Origin of the sequence: Agrobacterium sp. ST15.13.013, from assembly GCF_027956525.1 — a bacterium.
GTDB lineage: Bacteria > Pseudomonadota > Alphaproteobacteria > Rhizobiales > Rhizobiaceae > Agrobacterium > Agrobacterium salinitolerans.
The window spans coordinates 127025-147166 of the sequence record NZ_JAQKGP010000004.1 but is presented as its reverse complement, the minus strand read 5'-3'; the positions used below and the strand labels follow the sequence as shown (position 1 = coordinate 147166).

At 59.3% G+C, this 20142-nt stretch carries 24 protein-coding genes; 19 read left to right on the top strand and 5 right to left on the bottom strand.

The window, feature by feature from the left end:
* The 6 genes from PL597_RS06095 to PL597_RS06070 all read left to right on the top strand — a co-directional run bounded on the left by PL597_RS06095 (position 1) and on the right by PL597_RS06070 (position 5300).
* Positions 1-1095, top strand: a complete 1095-nt coding sequence (locus PL597_RS06095) for a DUF1513 domain-containing protein (protein ID WP_137409637.1) — start codon at positions 1-3, stop codon at positions 1093-1095.
* Between the two features lie 51 nt (positions 1096-1146).
* Positions 1147-1599: a TspO/MBR family protein gene (locus tag PL597_RS06090; RefSeq protein WP_137409636.1), complete on the top strand. Its 453-nt coding sequence runs from the start codon at positions 1147-1149 to the stop codon at positions 1597-1599.
* A 135-nt stretch (positions 1600-1734) separates the two neighbouring features.
* A complete protein-coding gene (locus PL597_RS06085; protein WP_077983757.1) occupies positions 1735-2184 on the top strand; it encodes a PaaI family thioesterase in 450 nt (149 codons plus the stop codon).
* Positions 2181-2819, top strand: a complete 639-nt coding sequence (locus tag PL597_RS06080) for a 5'-methylthioadenosine/S-adenosylhomocysteine nucleosidase (protein WP_271364766.1) — start codon at positions 2181-2183, stop codon at positions 2817-2819. The genes PL597_RS06085 and PL597_RS06080 overlap by 4 nt, the downstream gene beginning before the upstream one ends.
* A gap of 83 nt (positions 2820-2902) precedes the next feature.
* Entirely contained in the window at positions 2903-4480 is a 1578-nt protein-coding gene (guaA, locus tag PL597_RS06075) for a glutamine-hydrolyzing GMP synthase (RefSeq protein WP_271364765.1), read from the top strand.
* 103 nt (positions 4481-4583) lie between these two features.
* Positions 4584-5300: a 2'-5' RNA ligase family protein gene (locus tag PL597_RS06070; protein ID WP_173987926.1), complete on the top strand. Its 717-nt coding sequence runs from the start codon at positions 4584-4586 to the stop codon at positions 5298-5300.
* Between the two features lie 59 nt (positions 5301-5359).
* Here PL597_RS06070 and PL597_RS06065 read toward each other — a convergent pair whose 3' ends face one another.
* Positions 5360-5527, bottom strand: coding sequence for a hypothetical protein (locus PL597_RS06065; protein ID WP_003503889.1), 168 nt, complete (start codon positions 5525-5527; stop codon positions 5360-5362).
* Between the two features lie 236 nt (positions 5528-5763).
* Here PL597_RS06065 and PL597_RS06060 point away from each other — a divergent pair, with 236 nt between their 5' ends.
* The 3 genes from PL597_RS06060 (at position 5764) to PL597_RS06050 (ending at position 7927) form a co-directional block, all read left to right on the top strand.
* The gene (locus tag PL597_RS06060) at positions 5764-6111 is read left to right on the top strand and encodes an ArsC family reductase (protein ID WP_271364764.1); all 348 of its coding nucleotides are present in this window, start codon (positions 5764-5766) and stop codon (positions 6109-6111) included.
* A gap of 12 nt (positions 6112-6123) precedes the next feature.
* Positions 6124-6600 carry a Cys-tRNA(Pro) deacylase gene (gene ybaK, locus PL597_RS06055; RefSeq protein WP_137409625.1) on the top strand — a complete coding sequence of 159 codons (477 nt, stop codon included), beginning with the start codon at positions 6124-6126 and terminating at the stop codon, positions 6598-6600.
* Positions 6601-6688: 88 nt separating this feature from the next.
* Positions 6689-7927, top strand: coding sequence for an aminopeptidase (locus PL597_RS06050; RefSeq protein WP_142913729.1), 1239 nt, complete (start codon positions 6689-6691; stop codon positions 7925-7927).
* Between the two features lie 7 nt (positions 7928-7934).
* Here the strand turns inward: PL597_RS06050 and pecM are convergent, their stop codons facing one another.
* A complete protein-coding gene (pecM, locus tag PL597_RS06045) occupies positions 7935-8798 on the bottom strand; it encodes a 4-hydroxybenzaldehyde efflux transporter PecM (RefSeq protein ID WP_271364763.1) in 864 nt (287 codons plus the stop codon).
* Between the two features lie 81 nt (positions 8799-8879).
* Here pecM and PL597_RS06040 point away from each other — a divergent pair, with 81 nt between their 5' ends.
* The 3 genes from PL597_RS06040 (at position 8880) to PL597_RS06030 (ending at position 11452) form a co-directional block, all read left to right on the top strand.
* Positions 8880-9380: a MarR family winged helix-turn-helix transcriptional regulator gene (locus tag PL597_RS06040; RefSeq protein WP_162520571.1), complete on the top strand. Its 501-nt coding sequence runs from the start codon at positions 8880-8882 to the stop codon at positions 9378-9380.
* Between the two features lie 107 nt (positions 9381-9487).
* A complete protein-coding gene (locus tag PL597_RS06035; protein WP_077983772.1) occupies positions 9488-10195 on the top strand; it encodes a FadR/GntR family transcriptional regulator in 708 nt (235 codons plus the stop codon).
* Between the two features lie 54 nt (positions 10196-10249).
* Positions 10250-11452 (top strand): mandelate racemase/muconate lactonizing enzyme family protein, encoded by a 1203-nt coding sequence (locus PL597_RS06030; protein ID WP_137409621.1) that lies wholly within the window; start codon positions 10250-10252, stop codon positions 11450-11452.
* On the opposite strand, the gene xseA is transcribed toward PL597_RS06030, so the two are convergent.
* Entirely contained in the window at positions 11453-13051 is a 1599-nt protein-coding gene (gene xseA, locus PL597_RS06025) for an exodeoxyribonuclease VII large subunit (RefSeq protein WP_271364762.1), read from the bottom strand.
* Between the two features lie 189 nt (positions 13052-13240).
* On the opposite strand from xseA, the gene PL597_RS06020 reads away from it, so the two are divergent.
* Together PL597_RS06020 and PL597_RS06015 are read left to right on the top strand one after the other, a co-directional pair.
* Positions 13241-13483: a hypothetical protein gene (locus PL597_RS06020; RefSeq protein WP_077983775.1), complete on the top strand. Its 243-nt coding sequence runs from the start codon at positions 13241-13243 to the stop codon at positions 13481-13483.
* 12 nt (positions 13484-13495) lie between these two features.
* Entirely contained in the window at positions 13496-13867 is a 372-nt protein-coding gene (locus tag PL597_RS06015) for a hypothetical protein (RefSeq protein WP_173987916.1), read from the top strand.
* Here PL597_RS06015 and PL597_RS06010 read toward each other — a convergent pair.
* A complete protein-coding gene (locus PL597_RS06010; protein ID WP_271364761.1) occupies positions 13864-14847 on the bottom strand; it encodes a Gfo/Idh/MocA family protein in 984 nt (327 codons plus the stop codon). The genes PL597_RS06015 and PL597_RS06010 overlap by 4 nt on opposite strands.
* A 179-nt stretch (positions 14848-15026) precedes the next feature.
* Between PL597_RS06010 and PL597_RS06005 the strand changes: the two genes are divergently transcribed.
* From PL597_RS06005 to PL597_RS05990, 4 genes are all read left to right on the top strand, one after another.
* A complete protein-coding gene (locus tag PL597_RS06005) occupies positions 15027-15587 on the top strand; it encodes a cysteine hydrolase family protein (RefSeq protein ID WP_271364760.1) in 561 nt (186 codons plus the stop codon).
* Complete coding sequence (locus tag PL597_RS06000; RefSeq protein WP_271364759.1) at positions 15587-16570, top strand: GlxA family transcriptional regulator; 984 nt, start codon at positions 15587-15589, stop codon at positions 16568-16570. The genes PL597_RS06005 and PL597_RS06000 overlap by 1 nt, the downstream gene beginning before the upstream one ends.
* Positions 16571-16679: 109 nt before the next feature.
* Entirely contained in the window at positions 16680-17630 is a 951-nt protein-coding gene (locus PL597_RS05995; protein WP_271364758.1) for an aldo/keto reductase, read from the top strand.
* Between the two features lies 1 nt (position 17631).
* A complete protein-coding gene (locus PL597_RS05990) occupies positions 17632-18075 on the top strand; it encodes a GNAT family N-acetyltransferase (protein WP_269825231.1) in 444 nt (147 codons plus the stop codon).
* Here the strand turns inward: PL597_RS05990 and PL597_RS05985 are convergent, their stop codons facing one another.
* The gene (locus PL597_RS05985) at positions 18076-18966 is read right to left on the bottom strand and encodes a LysR family transcriptional regulator (RefSeq protein ID WP_142913739.1); all 891 of its coding nucleotides are present in this window, start codon (positions 18964-18966) and stop codon (positions 18076-18078) included.
* Positions 18967-19083: 117 nt separating this feature from the next.
* On the opposite strand from PL597_RS05985, the gene PL597_RS05980 reads away from it, so the two are divergent.
* Complete coding sequence (locus PL597_RS05980) at positions 19084-20085, top strand: aldo/keto reductase (RefSeq protein WP_142913740.1); 1002 nt, start codon at positions 19084-19086, stop codon at positions 20083-20085.
* The last annotated feature ends 57 nt before the right edge of the window (positions 20086-20142 follow it).

The window sequence follows — 20142 nt, the reverse complement described above, 5'->3', positions numbered from 1 at the left end:
ATGATCTCCGGCGCCAAACGGATGCTGATAGATCGGCGCAGCTTCATCAAGGCGGCAGGAGCTCCCTTTCTCGCCGCGCTGGCTCCCCGTTCACTTTATGCGCTCGAACGGGCGGACGCGGTCTTCGCTTCCGCCTTTCGCGCCCGTGACGGGTCCTACGGCATTGCGACGGTGAGCGAAGGCGGCGAGATCATCGACCGCGTCGCGCTTCCTGCCCGCGCCCATGGAATGGCGACGAACCATGCGACCGGCATGACCGTGGCCTTTGCGCGCCGGCCCGGCACCTTCTTCATGGCCTTCGATCCCGCGCGGCGCGGCGAACCGATTGTGATGCACACACCGGAAAACCGCCACTTCTACGGCCACGGGCAATTCTCACCCGATGGCGCGATCCTTTACGCCAGCGAAAACGACTTCGACGGCAATCGCGGCGTTATCGGTCTCTATGACGCCCGCAACGGCTTTGCCCGCATCGGCGAATATGATGCGCATGGCATCGGCACACATGACATGACGGTAAGCGATGACGGCCGGCTGATCGTGATCGCCAATGGCGGCATCGAAACCCATCCGGATTTCGGCCGAACCAAGCTCAATATCGACAGCATGCAGCCGTCCCTCGTGCTTCTGGACGCCTCGACCGGGCAGTTGATCCAGAAACACGCCATGCCGGAGCAGCTTCGGCAGCTTTCCACCCGTCATGTCGATCTCGGCGATGACGGCCGTATCTGGTTCGCCTGTCAATATGAAGGACCGCGCAACGATCTTCCGCCGCTTGTCGGCCATTTCTCCAAGGGTGAGGATGTGGCCTTCGTCGATCTGCCGGAAGAAACGACGGTGCGTCTCGCCAATTATGTCGGGGCCATTGCCGTCAACCGGCGCGATGGGCTGGTGGGACTGACCTCGCCCAACGGCAACGCCGCCGTGACGCTGGATGCGAAAACCGGGCGCGTCGTTTCCGAGACGACCGTGCGAGAAGCGGCAGGCGTCGCGCCCGCCGCGAGAGGCATTGCGGTATCTTCCTATGACGGATTTTTCGAAACCCGGCGCAGCGACGTGGCGTGGGACCAGCACATCGTGCGTTTGCCCAGCTAAAATACTGAAAAGAAAGGGGAACAAAAGCCCGCCCTTTGCATTGGACGGACTATGAGAAACCTTGCCGTCTATATCGTTTTTGTGGTTGTCGTTGTTGCCGTGGGGGGGCTGATTGGCGTCAACAATGTGCCCGGCGAATGGTATCAATCGCTGCAGAAGCCTTTCTTCAATCCACCCAACTGGATTTTCGGGCCCGTCTGGACCGCGCTTTACGTGCTGATCGGCATTGCCGGCGCACGGACATGGATCCGCAAGCCGATGGGGACGCGCATGCGGCTCTGGTTCACGCAAATGGTGCTGAACTTCCTGTGGTCTCCGATTTTTTTCGGAATGCAGAGCCCGGCAGGTGCGCTCATCATCATCATTCCGATGCTGATCTGCATCGTCGCCTTTGTGGCGCTCACCTACCGCCGTGACCGCATATCCATGTGGCTTTTCGTGCCCTATGCCGTATGGGTCGCCTTTGCCACGGTATTGAATGCGAGCATAGGCATGCTCAACTAGACTGTTTTCGTATTCCCGAAAGGAAACCGGGCTCCACTTTTTCTGGAAATGTTCTAATTCTCCGCACCGCCCTTGCCTTGCCTGCCGCCACGCGCCATGTCAGTTTGCGATGAGGCAGAAGCAGGCAGGTAGGCCATGGAGATCACGGATCCCGGCGATTTTCGTCAGCGGATAGAAAGAAGCTTTGCGCGGCAGGGCGTGGTGCAGGCGATCAGCGCCGAGATCAGCCGTATCGAACACCGCCTGGTGGAAATCGAACTGCCTTTTCATGAAAAGCTGACACAGCAGCACGGCATATTGCATGCGGGTGTCATCGCCGCGGGTCTGGATACGGCCTGCACCTATGCCGCCTATACGATCATTGAGCCGGAAGCCTCGCTGCTGACCATCGAATTCAAGGTCAACCTCATGTCGCCCGGGCGCGGTGAGCGGTTCCTGTTTCGCGGCGAGATCATCAAGCCCGGCAACAATCTGATCGTGGCGGATGGTCGTGCCTATGCCCTGTCCGATGGGCCGGCAAAGCTGATCGCCTCCATGACGGGCACGATGATGGTGGTGAAGGGTCGCGAGGATATTATCGGATGAGCTACCGGCTTTCGCATGTTGCGGATAAATCCGTCCTCTTCGTCATGGCGGCCTCCCCCGAATACGGGCCCCATCTTCAGGCACGCATTGCACCGCTGATGACCGGTATCGGCCCGGTCGAGGCGGCGATTGCAGTCACGGCCGTTCTTGCCGGTCTCGATGCGGCCGATCACCTGCCGGACCTCGTCGTTTCGCTCGGTTCCGCCGGTTCGCGGACGCTGGAGCAAACCGGCGTCTATCAGGCCATTTCCGTTTCCTATCGCGACATGGATGCCTCCGCCTTCGGTTTCGAAAAGGGCTGCACGCCGCTGCTCGATCTGCCCGCCGAAGTGGCCTTGCCTTTGCGGATACCGGACATTGCCGAGGCGCGGCTTTCCACGGGCGCCAATGTCGTTTCAGGCGAGGCCTACGGGCTGATCGACGCCGATATGGTGGAAATGGAAACCTTTGCGGTTTTAAGAGCCTGCCAGCGCTTCGGCGTACCGCTCGTCAGTCTGCGCGGCATTTCCGACGGCAAGGAGGATATGAACCATGTGGACGACTGGACGGAGTACCTGCACGTCATCGATGAAAAGCTGGCGGATGCCGTCGACCGGCTCTGCCGCGCCATCGAGGACGGCGTGATTGCCCTTTAGAACCTTGCGATTTTCGCAAATTTCCGCCCTTTGACGCCCGCTTCCGGGTTGCCTAAAGCCCCGCTTTTCTTTAAAGGCTCGCCATGACCCAGATAGCCCATCCCGACAGCATTCTCATCATCGATTTCGGCAGCCAGGTGACGCAGCTGATTGCGCGCCGCATCCGCGAAGCCGGGGTCTATTGCGAAATCCATCCGTTCCAGAATGCCGCAGAGGCGTTCGAGAAGCTTCAGCCCAAGGGCGTGATCTTCTCCGGCGGCCCCGCATCCGTGACGGCCGAGGGCAGCCCGCGCGCGCCGCAGGCGGTGTTCGACAGCAAGATTCCGATCCTCGGCATCTGCTACGGCCAGCAGACGCTCTGCACCCAGCTCGGCGGTACCGTTGAAGGTGGCCACGCAGCCGAATTCGGCCGCGCCGATATCGACATCAAGAAGGCAAGCCCTCTGTTCGACGGTTTCTGGGAGCAGGGCAAGAGCTATCCTGTGTGGATGAGTCACGGCGATCGCGTCACGAAGCTGCCGGACGGTTTCGAGGTGATCGCGACTTCCGAGAATGCACCTTTCGCCATAGCCGCGGACGAGAAGCGTCACTATTACACCACCATGTTCCACCCGGAAGTGGTGCATACGCCTGATGGCGGCAAGCTGCTTTCCAACTTCGTGCACAAGATCGTCGGGCTCAAATCCGACTGGACGATGGCCGCCTATCGCGCCGAAATGATCCGCAAGATCCGCGAGCAGGTCGGCACCGGCCGCGTGCTCTGCGCGCTTTCCGGCGGCGTCGATTCCTCCGTTGCGGCCATCCTCATTCATGAGGCGATCGGCGACCAGCTGACCTGCGTTTATGTCGACCATGGCCTGATGCGGCTTGGCGAAAGCGAGCAGGTCGTCGGCATGTTCCGCGATCATTACAACATTCCGCTGGTGCACGTTGACGCCGCCGATCTGTTCCTCGGTGAACTCTCGGGCGTTTCCGATCCGGAAGTGAAGCGCAAGACCATCGGTCGTCTGTTTATCGAAGTCTTCGAGGCCGAAGCGGCCAAGATCGCTGCCGATGGCAAGGGGGCACCGAAGTTTCTGGCGCAGGGAACGCTGTACCCTGACGTCATCGAAAGCGTCTCCTTTTCCGGTGGCCCTTCGGTCACCATCAAGAGCCACCACAATGTCGGCGGTCTTCCCGAGCGCATGAACATGCAGCTCGTCGAGCCGCTGCGTGAGCTCTTCAAGGATGAAGTCCGCGCACTTGGCCGTGAACTCGGCCTGCCGGAAAGCTTCATCGGCCGCCATCCCTTCCCAGGTCCGGGTCTCGCAATCCGCTGCCCCGGCGCGATCACCCGTGAGAAGCTCGATATTCTGCGCAAGGCCGATGCGATCTATCTCGACGAAATCCGCAAGGCTGGTCTCTACGACACCATCTGGCAGGCCTTTGCCGTGCTGCTGCCGGTACAGACCGTGGGCGTGATGGGCGATTACCGCACCTACGACTTCGTCTGCGCGTTGCGCGCCGTAACCTCGGTGGATGGCATGACGGCGGATTTCTATCCCTACGACATGAATTTCCTCGGCCGTGCCGCAACCCGCATCATCAACGAAGTGCGCGGCATCAACCGCGTCGTCTACGACGTGACGAGCAAGCCGCCCGGTACGATCGAGTGGGAATAAGCGAAGGCGGAGCAATTCCGCCTTCCGTTCATCTTTTGTTCTTTATTTTATCACCGCACAATGATAGGTTTCCGGCCTTGGCATAAGGCTGTGGAGCATCGTCATGGAGTGCGAGTTGACGGACGAAAGAGCCTTGAGGCAGCTTTGCTTTGATGGGCTGGAGCCGCAGAAAATACGACGCGTCAATCCACGCTTTCGAAACAAGCTCCTGTTGCTGCTGAAGCCGCCACGGCAATTGGCGGAAAGAATGTTTGCCGATGCGTCGCATCATGCTCTGGGTCGGACAACCCGTGAGGCATATCCCGCCGAGCTTCTGCACATAACCCTGCTGTGTTTGGGATGTTTCGAGACGATCCCTCACGGACTGACAAGCAGACTGAAGGCGGCAATGGGTGCGGTAAGCGCGCGGCCTGTTCCGGTCACCCTGGACGGAAGTGCACTTTTTGGCAATCGCAACAGTTTGGTCCTACGAAACGGTGGTGATCAGCCGGAGATCCATGCCCTGGTGAGGCTGCTGCAACGGGCGCTTCGACAGGCGAACCTTCCCTATATCCCTGCACCATCTTTTACACCGCATATCACAATGATTTATAGCTGCGGGAAGATGGAACCGATGCCGGCCGGAAAGCCATATAGCTGGCTTGCGAGTAATTTCGAGCTTGTTTTCAGCCATAATGGCGAAACCCGACATGAGTCCCTTGGACGCTTCGCACTCTCCGCAAAAGCGGATCGGTATGAGCCGCTCGAAAGTCAGCTACATCTACCGCACAAACTGATCGGTCCTAGAAAACGACCGAACCGGAAGCAGTCGGAACGCTAAGGCGCGCCAAAATATACTCACGGGCGAGGCGAAATCGCCTCGCTACAAACGATAGCAGCTTAGAGCTGAACCTTGTCGAAAGCCTTGCCGTCGATGCCGAGAGCTTCTAGATCGGCACGGGCGGGCTTGCGATGTGCGCGAACAGCGGCCGAAACCGAGAGCGCTGCACCGAGAACGGCGAAGGTTTCACCGAAGAAGTTACGCGATGTCTTTGCAACCTGACGCATTTTAATCTCCATCTTTGCTGCCCAGATAATGGGGATTTCAGGCATCTTCTACAACTCTCGATGTAGCAGGGAAGCCATGCAGCTTTGCTCGCGCTCGTTTGGATGTCAGCCACCTCGATTTTGCATAGCTCAAGCATTATGAGGGATGAATCGACGCAAGGCGCCTCAGGCGGCAGCTTGAATAAGATGGATCTTTTTTGTTATGCCGGAAGGCTTGAAGACGAAGAGGCGATAGCATGACGGTCACGATTTACGGCATCAAGAATTGCGACACGATGAAGAAGGCCAGAAGCTGGCTGGAGACGAACAGCGTCGATTATTCTTTCCATGACTACAAGGCAGCCGGTATCGACCGCGCCCATCTGGAAACATGGTGTGATGCCGCCGGCTGGGAAACGGTTCTCAACCGGTCCGGCACGACATTCAAGAAACTCGACGACAGCCAGAAGGCCGATCTTACACGAGAAAGGGCCATCGGGCTGATGCTGGAACAGCCCTCCATGATCAAGCGGCCCGTGCTGGAAGCGAAGGGTAAGATAACCGTCGGCTTCAAGCCGGAAATCTACCAGACGCTTTTTGCCTGAACGCAACCCACCATGTCCAAAACAACCCGCGCCACCCAGATGCTGACTAAAGCCGGCATTGCCTTCACCACCGTGACTTATGATTACGACCCGAATGCCGATCGCATCGGGCTGCAGGCGGCCGAGGCGATCGGTGAGGCGCCACATCTGGTGCTGAAGACACTGATGGCGGAGCTGGACGGCAAGCCGGTCTGCGTCATTGTCCCCTCCGACCGCGAGGTGAGCATGAAGAAGCTTGCCGCCGCCTTCGGCGGCAAGTCCGCCAGCATGATGAAACCCGCCGATGCGGAGCGGGCGACCGGTTACCATGTCGGCGGCATCAGCCCTTTCGGGCAGAAGAAGCAGGTGCCGACGGCCATCGAGGCCGCGGCCATGGCGCATGATTGTGTCTACATGAACGGCGGGCAGCGAGGCTTGCAGGTAAGGCTTTCGCCACGCGATGCCCAAAAGGCGCTGAAGGCCATTGCGGCACCGCTGGTCGCCGATTGACGCGCGAGGGGCACGCCTGAAAGCATTTGGCTTTCGGAAGGAATGGGCTATGGTCGGCGCCTCCTATTGAAATAGACGAAGGCAGATCATGACCGTTTCCCCCATCGATCCCGTCAAACTGGAAAAACTCGCGGAAGTCGCCGTCAAGGTCGGCTTGCAATTGCAGAAGGATCAGGATCTGGTGATCACTGCACCGCTGGCGGCCCTGCCGTTGGTCAGGTTTTTGACCAAGCATGCCTATATGGCGGGCGGCGGGCTGGTTACCACTTTCTATTCCGACGAGGAAACCACGCTTTCGCGCTACCGCCATGCCAGCGACGCGAATTTCGACCGGGCTTCCGGCTGGCTCTATGAGGGCATGGCCAAGGCCTATGCCAATGGCGCAGCGCGGCTGGCGATTGCCGGCGACAACCCCATGCTGCTGGCCGAAGAGGACCCCGCCAAGGTGGCGCGCGCCAACAAGGCCAATTCCACCGCCTATAAGCCGGCGCTGGAGAAGATTTCCAACTTCGATATCAACTGGAACATCATTTCTTACCCCAATCCGTCCTGGGCAAAGCAAGTCTTCCCCGGCCTCACCGAAGATGAAGCGGTGCGCAAGCTCGCGGATGCCATCTTCGCCGCCTCGCGGGTGGATGTGGCCGATCCCGTCGCCGCATGGGCGCAGCACAATGCCAATCTTGCCAAGCGCTCCGAATGGCTGAATGGCGAACGCTTCTCCGCGCTGCATTTCACCGGCCCGGGCACCGACGTAAAAATCGGTCTGGCGGATGGCCACGAATGGCACGGCGGCGCTTCCACGGCCAAGAACGGCGTGACCTGCAACCCGAATATTCCGACCGAAGAAGTGTTCACGACGCCGCATGCGCTGCGTGTCGATGGTTATGTGTCCAGCACCAAGCCATTGTCGCATCAGGGAACCCTGATCGATGATATCCAGGTGAAGTTCGAAGCCGGTCGCATCGTCGAAGCCAAGGCTTCCAAGGGCGAAGCTGTGCTGAACAAGGTGCTCGACACCGATGAGGGCGCGCGACGTCTCGGTGAAGTGGCGCTTGTGCCGCATTCCTCACCGATTTCAGCAAGCGGCATCCTGTTTTATAACACGCTGTTCGATGAAAACGCCTCGTGCCACATCGCGCTTGGCCAATGCTATTCGAAATGTTTTCTCGACGGCGCCTCGCTGTCGCAGGATCAGATCAAGGCGCAGGGCGGCAATTCCAGCCTTATCCACATCGACTGGATGATCGGTTCCGACAAGGTGGATATTGACGGCGTTAAGCCAGATGGCTCCACGGTTCCTGTCATGCGCAAGGGCGAATGGGCCTGACGGCCCCCTACCTCGGCAACTGGCTGCGCTGACTGAGCCAGATGCTGAAAAGCACGGCAATGAACCCGGCGATCTGCGTTGGCGCAAGGCTTTGACCGAGCGCCAGCCAGCCCAGCAAAGTTGCAACGACCGGACTTAAGAAGCCGAGCGATGCGGCCGCGGAAGGTTCGATGCGGGCAAGCCCACGAAACCACAGAAGATAGGTAAGTGCTGCACCGATGAGGCCAAGATAGGCCATGCCGAGAACATTGGCCGCCGTTGGCGCCGGCAAAGCCGGCTCCAAGAGATAAGCGACCGGCAAAAGAAGAATGCCGCCGGCCGTCAATTGCCACGCGGTGAAGGTGAGGTTCGAGACGGGCGGGCGCCATTTGCGGGTCAGCACCGTTCCGAAGGCCATGGAGACGGCGCCGGCAAGGCCTGCGGCAACACCGATACTATCAAGTGCCGCGCCGGGCGTCAGCACCAGAAGCGCAACACCGGCAATGCCGAGAAAACCGGCGACGATGGCGAGCGGCCGCACCGGTATTGAGAGAAAAAGCCGCGACAGAGCGATGACGATGAGCGGCTGCACCGCACCCACCGTGGCTGCGACACCGCCCGGCAGTCGATAGGCTGAAACGAAGAGCATCGCCCAGAAAAACGAAAAATTCAGCGCACCGAGAATGAAGCTGCGCGGCCACCAGATACCCTGCGGCAGCTTTCGGACGAGAAGCAGCAGCAGGACACCGGCCGGCAAGGCGCGCAGCATGGCGACATGCAGCGGATATCCATGCGGCAGGAATTCCGTTGTGACAAAATAGGTGGTTCCCCAAATGGCGGGAGCAAGTGCTGTCACCAGCACATCGGCTAAGTAGGTCGTATTTTTCTTCATATCAAGAATCTCTATATCAAGATAAATCCAACTTAGTCGATTTTATCTTGACGTCAAGATATCAATTGTTATGCCTTGGTGATGAGCGAAGAACCGTTGGACCACGTCGATCACATTCTGGCGCAGTGGCGCAGGGAGCGACCCGATCTCGATGTCGATCCCATGGGGCTGCTCGGGCGCCTGAACCGTCTTTCCACCCATCTCGGCCGCGAGGTAGAGGCGGCGCTGCTGAAGCACGGGCTTTCCTCTTCCGCTTTCGATGTACTGGCGACATTGCGGCGCTCCGGCTCACCCTACAGGCTCTCCCCCGGCGATCTCCTGGCCATGACGATGGTGAGTTCCGGCACCATGACCAACCGAATCGACCAACTCGAGAAAGCCGGCCTGGTGGAACGTATCCACAACCCGAACGACCGGCGCAGCGTCCTGATATCGCTGACGGAACGGGGCCTTGCGATTGTCGAGGAAGCGGCAGGCGCTCACGTCGAAAACCAGCAGCGCCTGGTCGCCGGCCTCAGCGAAGAAGACCGTGCGACGCTGAACCGACTGCTGAAACGGTTTTTGCGAGATTTCGAAGAATAGGCCTTTTTGGCCGACAAACACACAATGGCTCCGTGATGGCGCTTGTTTCGCTTCAGAAAATCCTGTAAGCAATTTCTCATAAACCTGTACTACAGGTTGGAGGAAAAATGTTAAACGCCATTTCGCATGAAGCCGGTCTCGTCAGCAGCACGGTCGGCGCTATCACCCGTCATATCCGCGAAAACGAACTCGCACCCGGCGCGAAGCTCCCTAGCGAGCTTTCGCTCTCGCAGCAGCTCGGTGTCTCCCGCACCGTCGTTCGTGAGGCTTTCCGGTCTCTGTCTGCCATGCGGCTGATCGACGTGAGCGCCGGCAAGCGGGCCACTGTGGCGACGCTGGATCACGGTGCAATGTCATTGATGTTCGAACATGGCATTCACACCGAACAGATCAACATCCAGCAGATTTACGACGTACGCCGCACCATCGAAGTCAGAACCGTGACGCTTGCGGCGCTGAGGCGCACCGATGCGGAGGCGCTGACCATTCTCGACCATGCCAACAATATGGAGCGGGATTTCGGCGACAACGACAAGGTCATGGAACACGATCTTGCTTTTCACATCGCCATAGCCAGGGCCTCCAAGAACCCGGTTTTCGAACTCATTCTCGCCGCCTTCCAGAATGTGACGCGTCAGACCTGGCCGATCGGCTGGAAAAGCCGCACATCCGATGCGCAGCGCCATGCCGCAAGCGAGCTTCACATCGCCATCGGACAGGCCATTGCCGCCGGCGATCCGCAAACGGCTTCAACACTGATGGCGCGGCATTTCGATGAAAGCGTGCATGCGCTTCTGGCCGCCGGCATCGCCTGATTTTTCAAACACCGTTCCAGGCGGAACACGACCTGCCTCTGGAGGAGATACTTCATGAAAATCACGAAACTTGAGACCGTCCGTGTGGCGGAACGAGCAAACCTGCTCTGGGTTCTGGTCCATACGGATGAAGGTATTACCGGGCTTGGCGAAACCTTTTATGGCGCCGAGACGGTGGAAACCTATGTCCATGAATATATCGCGCCCCGGGTAATCGGTCGCGACCCGCTGCAAATCGACCTCTTGGCGCAAGACCTTGTCGGTTATCTCGGCTTCCGTTCCTCGGGCGCGGAAGTGCGCGGCAACTCCGCTTTTGACATCGCGCTGTGGGATATTTTCGGCAAGGCCACCAACCAGCCCATCGCCCAGCTGCTCGGCGGTTTCAGCCGCAGGGAAATCCGCACCTACAATACCTGCGCAGGCACCGAATACATCAAGAAAGCGACCGGCCAGCAGACAGCCAATTACGGCCTTTCCGGCGGCAAGGACTATGACGATCTGAACGGCTTTCTGCACCGGGCCGACGAGCTTGCCCATTCGCTGCTGGAAGACGGCATCACCGCCATGAAGATCTGGCCCTTCGATGCGGCGGCGGAAAAGACGCGCGGCCAATATATCTCGATGCCGGACCTGAAAAGCGCGCTCGAGCCATTTGAAAAGATCCGCAAGGCGGTGGGCGACAAGATGGATATCATGGTGGAGTTCCACTCGATGTGGCAGCTTCTGCCCGCCATGCAGATCGCCAAGGCGCTTACCCCCTACCAGACCTTCTGGCACGAAGACCCGATCAAGATGGACAGCCTTTCCAGCCTGACGCGTTATGCCGCAGTGTCGCCAGCGCCCATTTCCGCATCCGAAACGCTCGGCTCCCGCTGGGCCTTCCGTGACCTGCTGGAAACAGGTGCAGCCGGCGTGGTGATGCTTGACATCAGCTGGTGCGGCGGACTTTCGGAGGCGCGCAAGATCGCCTCCATGGCGGAGGCCTGGCATCTGCCGGTCGCGCCGCATGATTGCACTGGCCCGGTCGTGCTCTGCGCCTCCACGCATCTGTCGCTCAATGCGCCGAATGCGCTGGTGCAGGAAAGCGTGCGCGCCTTCTACAAGACCTGGTATCGCGATCTCGTCACCGCATTGCCTGAGGTGAAAAACGGCATGATTACCGTGCCGCCGGGCGCCGGCCTTGGCATGGAACTGCACCCCGATATCGAAAAGACCTTCACTGTCAGCCGCCGTTTTTCGGATACGGCGTCGATCTGATCAGAACAGGCTGCCCTGATTACCCGGATCGGAAGAAGCCGGTTTCGCCGGCTTCTTTTTTGGCACTATGGGGTTATCGGGGGACGGTGCGCCCTCCCCCGTCGTGATGGCCGAGACGCGGCCATCGGCAAATTCCATCGAGACCACAGCACCTGAAGCGATAGCTGCCGCACGCGTCAACGGCCGGTTCTCTTCGTCACGGATCACGGCATAACCGCGTTTCAGCACGTTTTTATAAGACAGAGATTGCAGGATGCGGTCATGAGCGGCAAGGCCCGCGCGGTTCTGCACCATGCGGTGCAATACGGCGGTATCGGCCCGACGCACAGCAGTGACGACCCGCTCCTTCTGCCGCTCCACCTGGCCGAGCAACCGGGCGGGAAGCGAACGCAGCGCGGAATCGAAGGCATCGACGCGGCCTTTGCCCTGCAGCAAACGGCGCTCCACCAGGGTCTCGGCCCGGTGCATACGTTCGGTGACGCGTTGCCTGTGGTGTTTGAGACCGTTTAGCAGGGTCTCCGGTCTCAGCCCCGAAGCGGAACGTTCGAAGGCACGGCGCTTGTTCAGCGTCGTCAATTCCAATCCCCGGCCAAGACCGCTTGCAGCCTCATCGAAACGGCGGCGCGGCAGGGCCAGAAGCTGATCGAGTGACGGCAAGGCACGCACCAGCGCCCGCACGCCCTGGCGGCGATTGTCCATCTGCCGCGATACCGAGCCGGCAAGGCGCGCGGCAAGGCCGGAAAGCTGCGCTTCAAGTTCCGCACGCACCGGCACGGCCATTTCGGCGGCGCCCGTCGGGGTTGGCGCACGCACATCGGCGGCGTAGTCGATCAAGGTCGTATCGGTTTCATGCCCGACGGCGGAAATCAGCGGGATTTCGCTTTCGGCAGCGGCGCGTACGACGATTTCATCGTTGAAACTCCAGAGGTCCTCCAGACTGCCGCCGCCGCGTGCGACAATCAGTACGTCGGGCCGCGAGATCTCACCGCCGGGCTGAAGTGCGTTGAAACCGCGAATGGCGTTCGCCACCTCCTCGCCCGAACCTTCACCCTGCACCTTGACCGGCCAGACGACCACATGGACCGGAAAGCGATCGGAAATGCGGTGAAGGATGTCGCGAATGACAGCGCCCGTCGGCGAGGTGACGACGCCGATGACATACGGCATGAAGGGCAGCCGGCGCTTGCGAGCCGCATCGAACAGCCCTTCCGCCGCCAGCCGCCGACGTCGATCTTCCAGAAGCGCCATCAGCGCGCCGGCACCGGCCGGCTCGAGACTTTCGATGACGATCTGGTATTTCGAGGAGCCGGGAAAGGTTGTGACCTTTCCGGTGGCGATGACTTCCATGCCCTCTTCGGGGCGGAACTTCAGCCGCGAGAAGGTGCCTTTCCAGATCACCGCGTCGATACGGGCGCGGTCGTCCTTCAGCGAGAAATACGCGTGCCCGGACGAATGCGGACCACGATAGCCGGAAATCTCGCCGCGCACCCGCACCTGCTCGAACGCAGTCTCCACCGTGCGCTTGATGGAACCCGACAGTTCGGAGACCGAGAACTCGGCAAGATTGCTCAATGCTGCGTGGGAGAAAATATCGCTCATGCCCGTTTGTAACCAAAACCCGCCGATTCGGAAATGCCGGCGCCGACCAGCCTCATTTTAACGACGTTGAAACCATATCCTCAACTAACGAGTTAGGAAGATGAGGATGGGAGGAGGAAACAAGGGTTCGTTAGGGAAAACGGCGTTAAGCCTTCCCTCAGGCCCGACAATCAAAGAGGAGGCGGCATCATGATTTTTCTTACCGCCACAGTGCTCGGCGTAACCGCAGTTGCACTCCGTTCGGTTTTCAGCATCGTTTTCATCTGCATGATGGTTATCGGTGCCTATGGCGTGGCGATTGCACTTTCTTCCACGGCCGTGCCCTTGATCTCGCTGCTTCTGGCGCTCGCCGGTTACAATTTCGGTGTCGTGGGTGTCGTTATCAGCCTTCTGGTGCTGCAGCGCCCGCGTTCCACCAAGCCAACCCTCTAAAAGTCCATCGCCTTGAGGCTTCCGCACTTTGCACTGACCGAGATCGGCGGACTGGCCGTTGATCTCGTCGTTACCTGTCTGCTTATTTTCTATCTCGGCGTCGATCCGCTTGCCGCCCGTTTGCCGGGCGCCGCAACGGGGCTTGCAACAAGCTGGCGGCTGAACCGTTCGTATGGTGAGGCATCAGCCAGGCTGAACAGCTTCCTGACAAATGCCGTCACGCTTACCTCACGGATCGTCAGCGTCGGGCTGTTTGCCCTGCTGCAATGGCGCAACCCGCTGGTGCAGCCGCTCGTCCCGCTTGCTTTTTCAGCACTCGCAGCATTTGTGCTGGCGCTTTACGGCTATTGGCGGCTTCAAAAGCAACGGCAGGATCAGGACTAAACCGTCTCCCAGCCATCCTTTTCCGCTGCACGGTAGATAGCGTCGATGAAAAGCTGGTTCTTTCTCGAGCTTTCCAGCGTCACGACCTCGCCCTCACCCTTCGCCGCACGGGCAAAGGCCTCCGCCTCCAGTTTGTATTGGCGGCTATCCTGAAACCGGAAGATTTGCGACTGATTGTGGGCCTGATTGGTCAGCTCGATCTCTTCCGCACCCCAGCGATTGGCGTTGAACGGAGACTTGACCTCGATATACCCCTCAGTGCCATGGAAAACCATGAGCTGACGGGCGGCAAGCTGTGTGGCCAGATAAAAACTCAGTTCGAAATCGCCAAAATCGGCCCGGACACTGGAATAGATATCCGTGCCGAATTCTTTATCGCGCTCGACGGTGGCCTGTACGCGCCGGGGTTCCGCGCCGGTAGCGAAGCGGGTAACGATGGTCGGGTAAACGCCGATATCCGGCAAGGCGCCGCCACCCAGTTCGGGAATATTGCGCATATTGCCGGGATCGCGATTGAAATAGCTGAAAGCGCCCTGAACATGCTTCAGTGTGCCTATCGCGCCGGACGCCAGCAGTTCCTTCACCTTCGCCCAGACGGGCGCATAGGTGACCATGAAGGCTTCCGAGATGATAACACGGTTGCGGTCACGCGCGGCGATGAGGGTATCGATCTCCTCGGCCTTCAGTGCAATCGGCTTTTCGCACAGAACATGCTTGCAGGCATCGGCGGCCTTGACGGTCCATTCCACATGCTGCGAGGTCGGAAGCGGAATATAGACGGCGTCGATAACATCCGACGCCAGCATCTCCTCATAGGAGCCGAAGGCGTGGGGCACGGAAAAACGATCCGCCACCGCGCGGGCCTTGGCGAGGTCACGGCTGGCGATGGCGCTGACCACGCAGTTTCGCGCATCCTGCATCGCCGGGATGACGTGATCCTGAGCGATTTTCGCCGTTGAGATTATTCCGAAACGCAGCATTCCATTCTCCCGCTCTGCCATCGTTGGAAACTTACCATCGTCACACGGCCTGGCAAGCCGCGCATGCATGACAGAGCAGCGTATGGCTGAATTTGTCCTGTCTTTGTCGGAATACCTGCTTTTCTCCAAGCTAGATAAGAGGAATTATGCTATGCATGAACCCAATGGAGAAACATGAAATGTCCTCTTCTCGTACAGCGCTGCTTGTCATCGACGTTCAGGAATCCTTTCGGCACGCCCCTTACTTCGAAGAAAGCGAGCTTGCCGCTTATCTGGAGAAGCAGCAGGTGCTGATCGACGGCGCCAAGGCTGCGGGCATTCCCGTCGTGCAAATCTTCCATGTCGATGGCGACAGGGCTTTTTCAAAAGACAGCGGCCATATCCGGGCGCTGGAGGGTGTGCGGATTACCCCGGATATCACCTTTCACAAGAACCGCCATTCCGCTTTTGCCGGCACCGGCCTCGAAATCTGGCTGACGCAGAAGGGTATCAACCGGCTGATCGTCTCCGGTATCCGCACCGAACAATGCTGTGAAACCACCACCCGGCACGCTTCCGATCTTGGTTATAGCGTCGACTACGTCACCGAAGCGACGCTGACTTTCCCGATGACACATGCTTCCGGCACCGTCTTCAGCCCGGACGATATCCGCAAGCGGACCGAGCTGGTGCTGGCTGGCCGCTTTGCGCGCATCGTGACCGTCGATGACGCACTTGCCACCGTGGAAGAGGCGGCCTGATGGATAAAGGCGGCACACGCACCATTCCCTTTTATACGCTTGTGCCGCCCCATGCGCTGTTGCTCGATATTGCCGGTCCGCTCGAAGTGATCCGTTATGCCAACGGGGAACAACGGGACATCCATTTCGACTGCCGCTACATTGCTGCGACTGACAAACAACAATCCTCCATCGGCCTTGCGCTTTCAGGGCTGGAGAGCTTGCCCGCCACCCTGCCGGAAAATGCTTTCCTGCTGATCTCGGGCAGCACGTCACGCTTCGACAACGATCCGGAGACACGGCGAGAGCGGCAGGCGCTGGTGGCATGGCTGCGCCGCGCGGTGCGCCCTCATACGACAGTCATTTCCATCTGTTCCGGCGCGCTGCTGGCGGGCGAAGCCGGGCTTTTCGACGGGTGCAACTGCACGACCCATGCCGATTGCGTTGAAGGGCTGCGCCGCGTCGCGCCGCTGTCCCAGGTGGCCGAAAACCGCCTTTTCGTCGAGGATGGCAACCGCTTCTCAAGCGCCGGCATTTCCACCGGTATCGACCTGATGCTGCATGTGGTTTCCCGGCTGACATCCCCGGCGGTCGCAGCGCGTATTGCCAAAACCATGGTGGTTTATCTCAGGCGCAGCGGCAGCGATCCGCAAATCTCCCCGTGGCTCACCGGCCGCAACCACATCCACCCCGCCATTCATCGGGTTCAGGACCGTGTGATGGCCGAGCCGGCGCAGGACTGGTCGCTGGAACGGCTGGCCGATATTGCGGCGCTCAGCGAAAGGCACCTGTCGCGCCTGTTTCGCGAGCATACGGGCATCAGCGTCATCGACTACGTCAACCTGATGCGGGTCAATCTTGCCCGCGACATCCTTGCAAATAGCCGTCTGGATATGGAAGCCATTGCCGAGAGGGCCGGTTTTGCCTCCGCCCGGCATTTGCGGCGTGTCTGGCAACAGCATAATCGCTTCCCTCCCAGCCACTATCGCGATTTTCAGGCCTGATAATCTCAGACCCTGCCGCTGCCTGATGAATGCCATCAAAGGAATTGAATGGTTATGCAGACTGGCAGTTGCTAACCTTGGGGCAAAGTCAGCAACAGGAGCATTCCTCGTGGAAAAACGAAGCCTTGGCCGCACCGGCCTCTCCATCGCCCCGATCGTCTTCGGTGGCAACGTCTTCGGCTGGACAGCGGACGAGAAGACTTCCTTTGCCCTGCTCGACGCTTTTTTCGACGCCGGGTTCAACGCCATCGACACGGCAGATGTCTATTCCGCCTGGGCGGATGGGCATGTGGGCGGCGAGTCCGAGGCGATCATCGGCAAATGGCTGAAGCAATCGAGCGTCAAGCGCGAGGACGCGGTGATCGTCACCAAGGTCGGTTTCGACAATCGCGGCCAGAAGACAGGGCTGAGCGCCAGGTGGATCGCAGAGGCTGTCGAGGCTTCGCTGAAGCGATTGCAGACTGACTATATCGACCTCTATCTCGCCCATAAACCGGATGCGGACGTGCCGCTGGAGGAGACGCTTGCCGCCTTCGCAAAGCTGAAGGAACAGGGGAAAATCCGCGCCATCGGCTGCTCCAACTATTCCGCGAGCCAGCTTCAGGCGGCGCTGGACGTGGCCGCGAAGAACAATCTTCCGCGTTATGATGTGCTGCAGCCGGAATATAACCTCTACAACCGCGCGGATTTTGAAGGTCCTCTTGCCGATCTTTGCGTCAAGGAAGAGATCGGCGTCATCAACTATTACAGCCTCGCCGCCGGCTTTCTGACCGGGAAATATCGCGCCAAGGCCGATACGGAAGGCGTCGCCCGCAGCTATCGCGTCGGCGAATATGTCAACACACGTGGTCTCGCCGTTTTGGGCGCCATGGATGCTGTGGCGGTACAGACCGGGGCCAAGCTCGCGGATATCGCACTGGCGTGGCTGTTAAGGAAAAAGGCGATAACTGCGCCGATTGCCAGCGCCACCAGCCTGTCGCAGCTTGAAAGCTTCAAACGCGCCGTCGATCTAAAGCTCACGGATGAGATGATGACCCTTCTCGACAAGGCAGGCGTATAAGATGGAACTTACGATTCGCGACGCAGAGCCGGCTGACCGGGCGGAATGGCTGCGCCTCTGGAACGATTACCTCGCCTTTTACGAGGTTGATCTTGCCGATGATGTGACGGAACACACCTGGGCGCGTATCCTCGATCCCACATCCCGTGTTTCCATGCGGGTGGCCATGCTCGGCAAGCGCATGGCCGGTTTCGCCGTCCACCATTTCCATGATTCCACCTGGGTGAAGACACCGGACTGCTATCTGGAGGATTTATTCGTCGATGGCGAAATCCGTGGCAAGGGCACGGGCCGGGCGTTGATGGATGACCTGATCACTATTTGCAAGGACAAGGGCTGGTCACGGCTTTACTGGAATACGGACGAGCATAATCATCGTGCCCAGAAGCTTTACGACAGCTACGTCAAAAGCGACGGCCATATCCGCTATCGCATCAAGTTCTGATCAGCCCCGGTAGCGGAAAAAATCCACGAAAGCCCTCAGCGCCGGACGCATCTGCCGGCGTGAGGGATAATAAATGTAAAAACCGTCGAAGGGCGCACACCAGTCCTCCAGCACGCGGATCAGCTTTCCCTCCCTGATATCGTCCTCGACACGCTGCTCAAAAACGAAGGCAAGCCCTGCGCCGTCAATCGCCGCCCGTCGAATGAGGCTCTGGTCCGACAGGATCAGCGGCCCTTGCACATCGACCACCAATGGCTTGCCATTCTTCTCCAGTTCCCAGCGATAGATAAGGCCGCTAGCGAAACGCCGGCGAATGCAGCGATGCCGAATGAGATCCCTGGGATCGCGTGGCGATGGATTTTCCGCAAAATAGGACGGAGAGCCAACAATTGCGCCGCGCCACGCGCCGCTGGCTTTAACCGCAATCATATCCGCATCGAGGTGCTCCCCAAGCCGCAGCCCGGCATCGAAACCCTTTGCGACAATATCCTCGAAGCGGTCGTCGGTTGAAATTTCGAGTGAAATATCGGGATAGAGCCGCAGGAATTCACCCAGCCGTGGCACGATGAGGTCCTCGGCGGCCAGTCTCGGCAGAGTGATGCGCAGGGGGCCGGCCGGTCTCCCGCCATGCTCGGCGAGGGTCTCGATGACCGCATCGATATCCGCAAGTGCAGGGCCAAGCGTCTCGAGAAGCCGCCTGCCCTCCTCTGTCGGTGAGACGCTGCGGGTGGTACGATGAAGCAGGCGTAGCCCAAGGCTCGCCTCCAGCGATGACACCGCATGGCTGACGGCGGAAGGGGCAATGGCAAGTTCGGCGGCGGCCTTGCGAAAGCTGCGGCCTTCGGCAACGGCGGCCAGAACGGCCAGCTGGGAGAGTTGCACACGGTTCATTGTTCTAAATGATAGAACAACCCACACGGATTTGCAGCGATTATTTTTATCGCCATGAGACGCTATTTTCTAACCACGCCCCTAGCGATGGGCGGTTCCTTATGGAAGGACGTACAAATGAAAAAAAGAACCCTCGGAAACAACCTTTCCGTTTCGGCGCTTGGCCTCGGCTGCATGGGTATGACCCATGCCTATAGCCCGACCGGCGATGAGAGCAGCGCAATTGCAACGCTGCACCGCGCCGTCGAACTCGGCGTTACCTTTTTCGATACGGCGGAGGTTTACGGGCCTTACAACAACGAAATCCTTGTCGGCAAGGGTTTGAAGCCCTATCGCGACAAGGTGGTCATCGCCACCAAGTTCGGCTTCAAAATCGACACCACCAAACCCGCTGGCCAGATGATGGTAGGCACCGACAGTCGCCCGGAAAATGTGCGCGCCGTCGCCGAAGCCTCTCTCAAACGCCTTGGCGTCGATGAGATCGACCTGTTCTACCAGCATCGCGTCGATCCGAATGTTCCGATCGAAGACACGGTCGGCGCCATGGCCGAGCTGGTGCGACAGGGCAAAGTGAAGCATCTCGGCCTGTCGGAAGCGAGCGCCGAAACACTTCGCAAAGCGCACGCTGTTCATCCGATTGCGGCCATTCAGAGCGAATATTCGCTATGGACCCGCGACGTGGAGGAAAACGGCGTGCTGGAGACCTGCCGCGAACTCGGCATCGGTTTCGTCCCTTTCAGTCCACTTGGACGCGGCGCTTTGACTGGCGCATTGAAGACGCTCGACGGACTTGCATCGGACGACTTTCGCCGCGGCCTGCCGCGTTTTCAAAGCGAAAACTTCGACGCCAATCTGGCGCTCATCAAGCTTCTGGAGGACATGGCGACTGAGAAGGGCGTGACCGCCGGACAACTGGCTCTGGCCTGGGTTCTGGCGCAGGGCGACTTCATCGTTCCTATTCCCGGCACGACAAAAATCGCCAATCTGGAGAAGAATGTTGCCGCGGCGGAGGTATCGCTGACGGCAGAAGAAGCCGCCAGCCTCGGCGCGCTACTTTCGCCCGCAAAAGTCGCCGGCGCGCGTTACCCAGAACAGATGTCACGGATGGCCAATCGCTAGAAACAAAAAGCCGCGGCAACCGCCGCGGCTTTGTTCATTCCGACAGATGCCCTCAGG

Coding starts and splice junctions, on each gene's coding strand:
- PL597_RS06095 (WP_137409637.1), top strand. CDS start 1: ATGATCTCCGGCGCCAAACGGATGCTGATAGATCGGCGCAGCTTCATC.
- PL597_RS06090 (WP_137409636.1), top strand. CDS start 1,147: ATGAGAAACCTTGCCGTCTATATCGTTTTTGTGGTTGTCGTTGTTGCC.
- PL597_RS06085 (WP_077983757.1), top strand. CDS start 1,735: ATGGAGATCACGGATCCCGGCGATTTTCGTCAGCGGATAGAAAGAAGC.
- PL597_RS06080 (WP_271364766.1), top strand. CDS start 2,181: ATGAGCTACCGGCTTTCGCATGTTGCGGATAAATCCGTCCTCTTCGTC.
- guaA (WP_271364765.1), top strand. CDS start 2,903: ATGACCCAGATAGCCCATCCCGACAGCATTCTCATCATCGATTTCGGC.
- PL597_RS06070 (WP_173987926.1), top strand. CDS start 4,584: ATGGAGTGCGAGTTGACGGACGAAAGAGCCTTGAGGCAGCTTTGCTTT.
- PL597_RS06065 (WP_003503889.1), bottom strand. CDS start 5,527: ATGCGTCAGGTTGCAAAGACATCGCGTAACTTCTTCGGTGAAACCTTC.
- PL597_RS06060 (WP_271364764.1), top strand. CDS start 5,764: ATGACGGTCACGATTTACGGCATCAAGAATTGCGACACGATGAAGAAG.
- ybaK (WP_137409625.1), top strand. CDS start 6,124: ATGTCCAAAACAACCCGCGCCACCCAGATGCTGACTAAAGCCGGCATT.
- PL597_RS06050 (WP_142913729.1), top strand. CDS start 6,689: ATGACCGTTTCCCCCATCGATCCCGTCAAACTGGAAAAACTCGCGGAA.
- pecM (WP_271364763.1), bottom strand. CDS start 8,798: ATGAAGAAAAATACGACCTACTTAGCCGATGTGCTGGTGACAGCACTT.
- PL597_RS06040 (WP_162520571.1), top strand. CDS start 8,880: ATGAGCGAAGAACCGTTGGACCACGTCGATCACATTCTGGCGCAGTGG.
- PL597_RS06035 (WP_077983772.1), top strand. CDS start 9,488: ATGTTAAACGCCATTTCGCATGAAGCCGGTCTCGTCAGCAGCACGGTC.
- PL597_RS06030 (WP_137409621.1), top strand. CDS start 10,250: ATGAAAATCACGAAACTTGAGACCGTCCGTGTGGCGGAACGAGCAAAC.
- xseA (WP_271364762.1), bottom strand. CDS start 13,051: ATGAGCGATATTTTCTCCCACGCAGCATTGAGCAATCTTGCCGAGTTC.
- PL597_RS06020 (WP_077983775.1), top strand. CDS start 13,241: ATGATTTTTCTTACCGCCACAGTGCTCGGCGTAACCGCAGTTGCACTC.
- PL597_RS06010 (WP_271364761.1), bottom strand. CDS start 14,847: ATGCTGCGTTTCGGAATAATCTCAACGGCGAAAATCGCTCAGGATCAC.
- PL597_RS06005 (WP_271364760.1), top strand. CDS start 15,027: ATGTCCTCTTCTCGTACAGCGCTGCTTGTCATCGACGTTCAGGAATCC.
- PL597_RS06000 (WP_271364759.1), top strand. CDS start 15,587: ATGGATAAAGGCGGCACACGCACCATTCCCTTTTATACGCTTGTGCCG.
- PL597_RS05990 (WP_269825231.1), top strand. CDS start 17,632: ATGGAACTTACGATTCGCGACGCAGAGCCGGCTGACCGGGCGGAATGG.
- PL597_RS05985 (WP_142913739.1), bottom strand. CDS start 18,966: ATGAACCGTGTGCAACTCTCCCAGCTGGCCGTTCTGGCCGCCGTTGCC.
- PL597_RS05980 (WP_142913740.1), top strand. CDS start 19,084: ATGAAAAAAAGAACCCTCGGAAACAACCTTTCCGTTTCGGCGCTTGGC.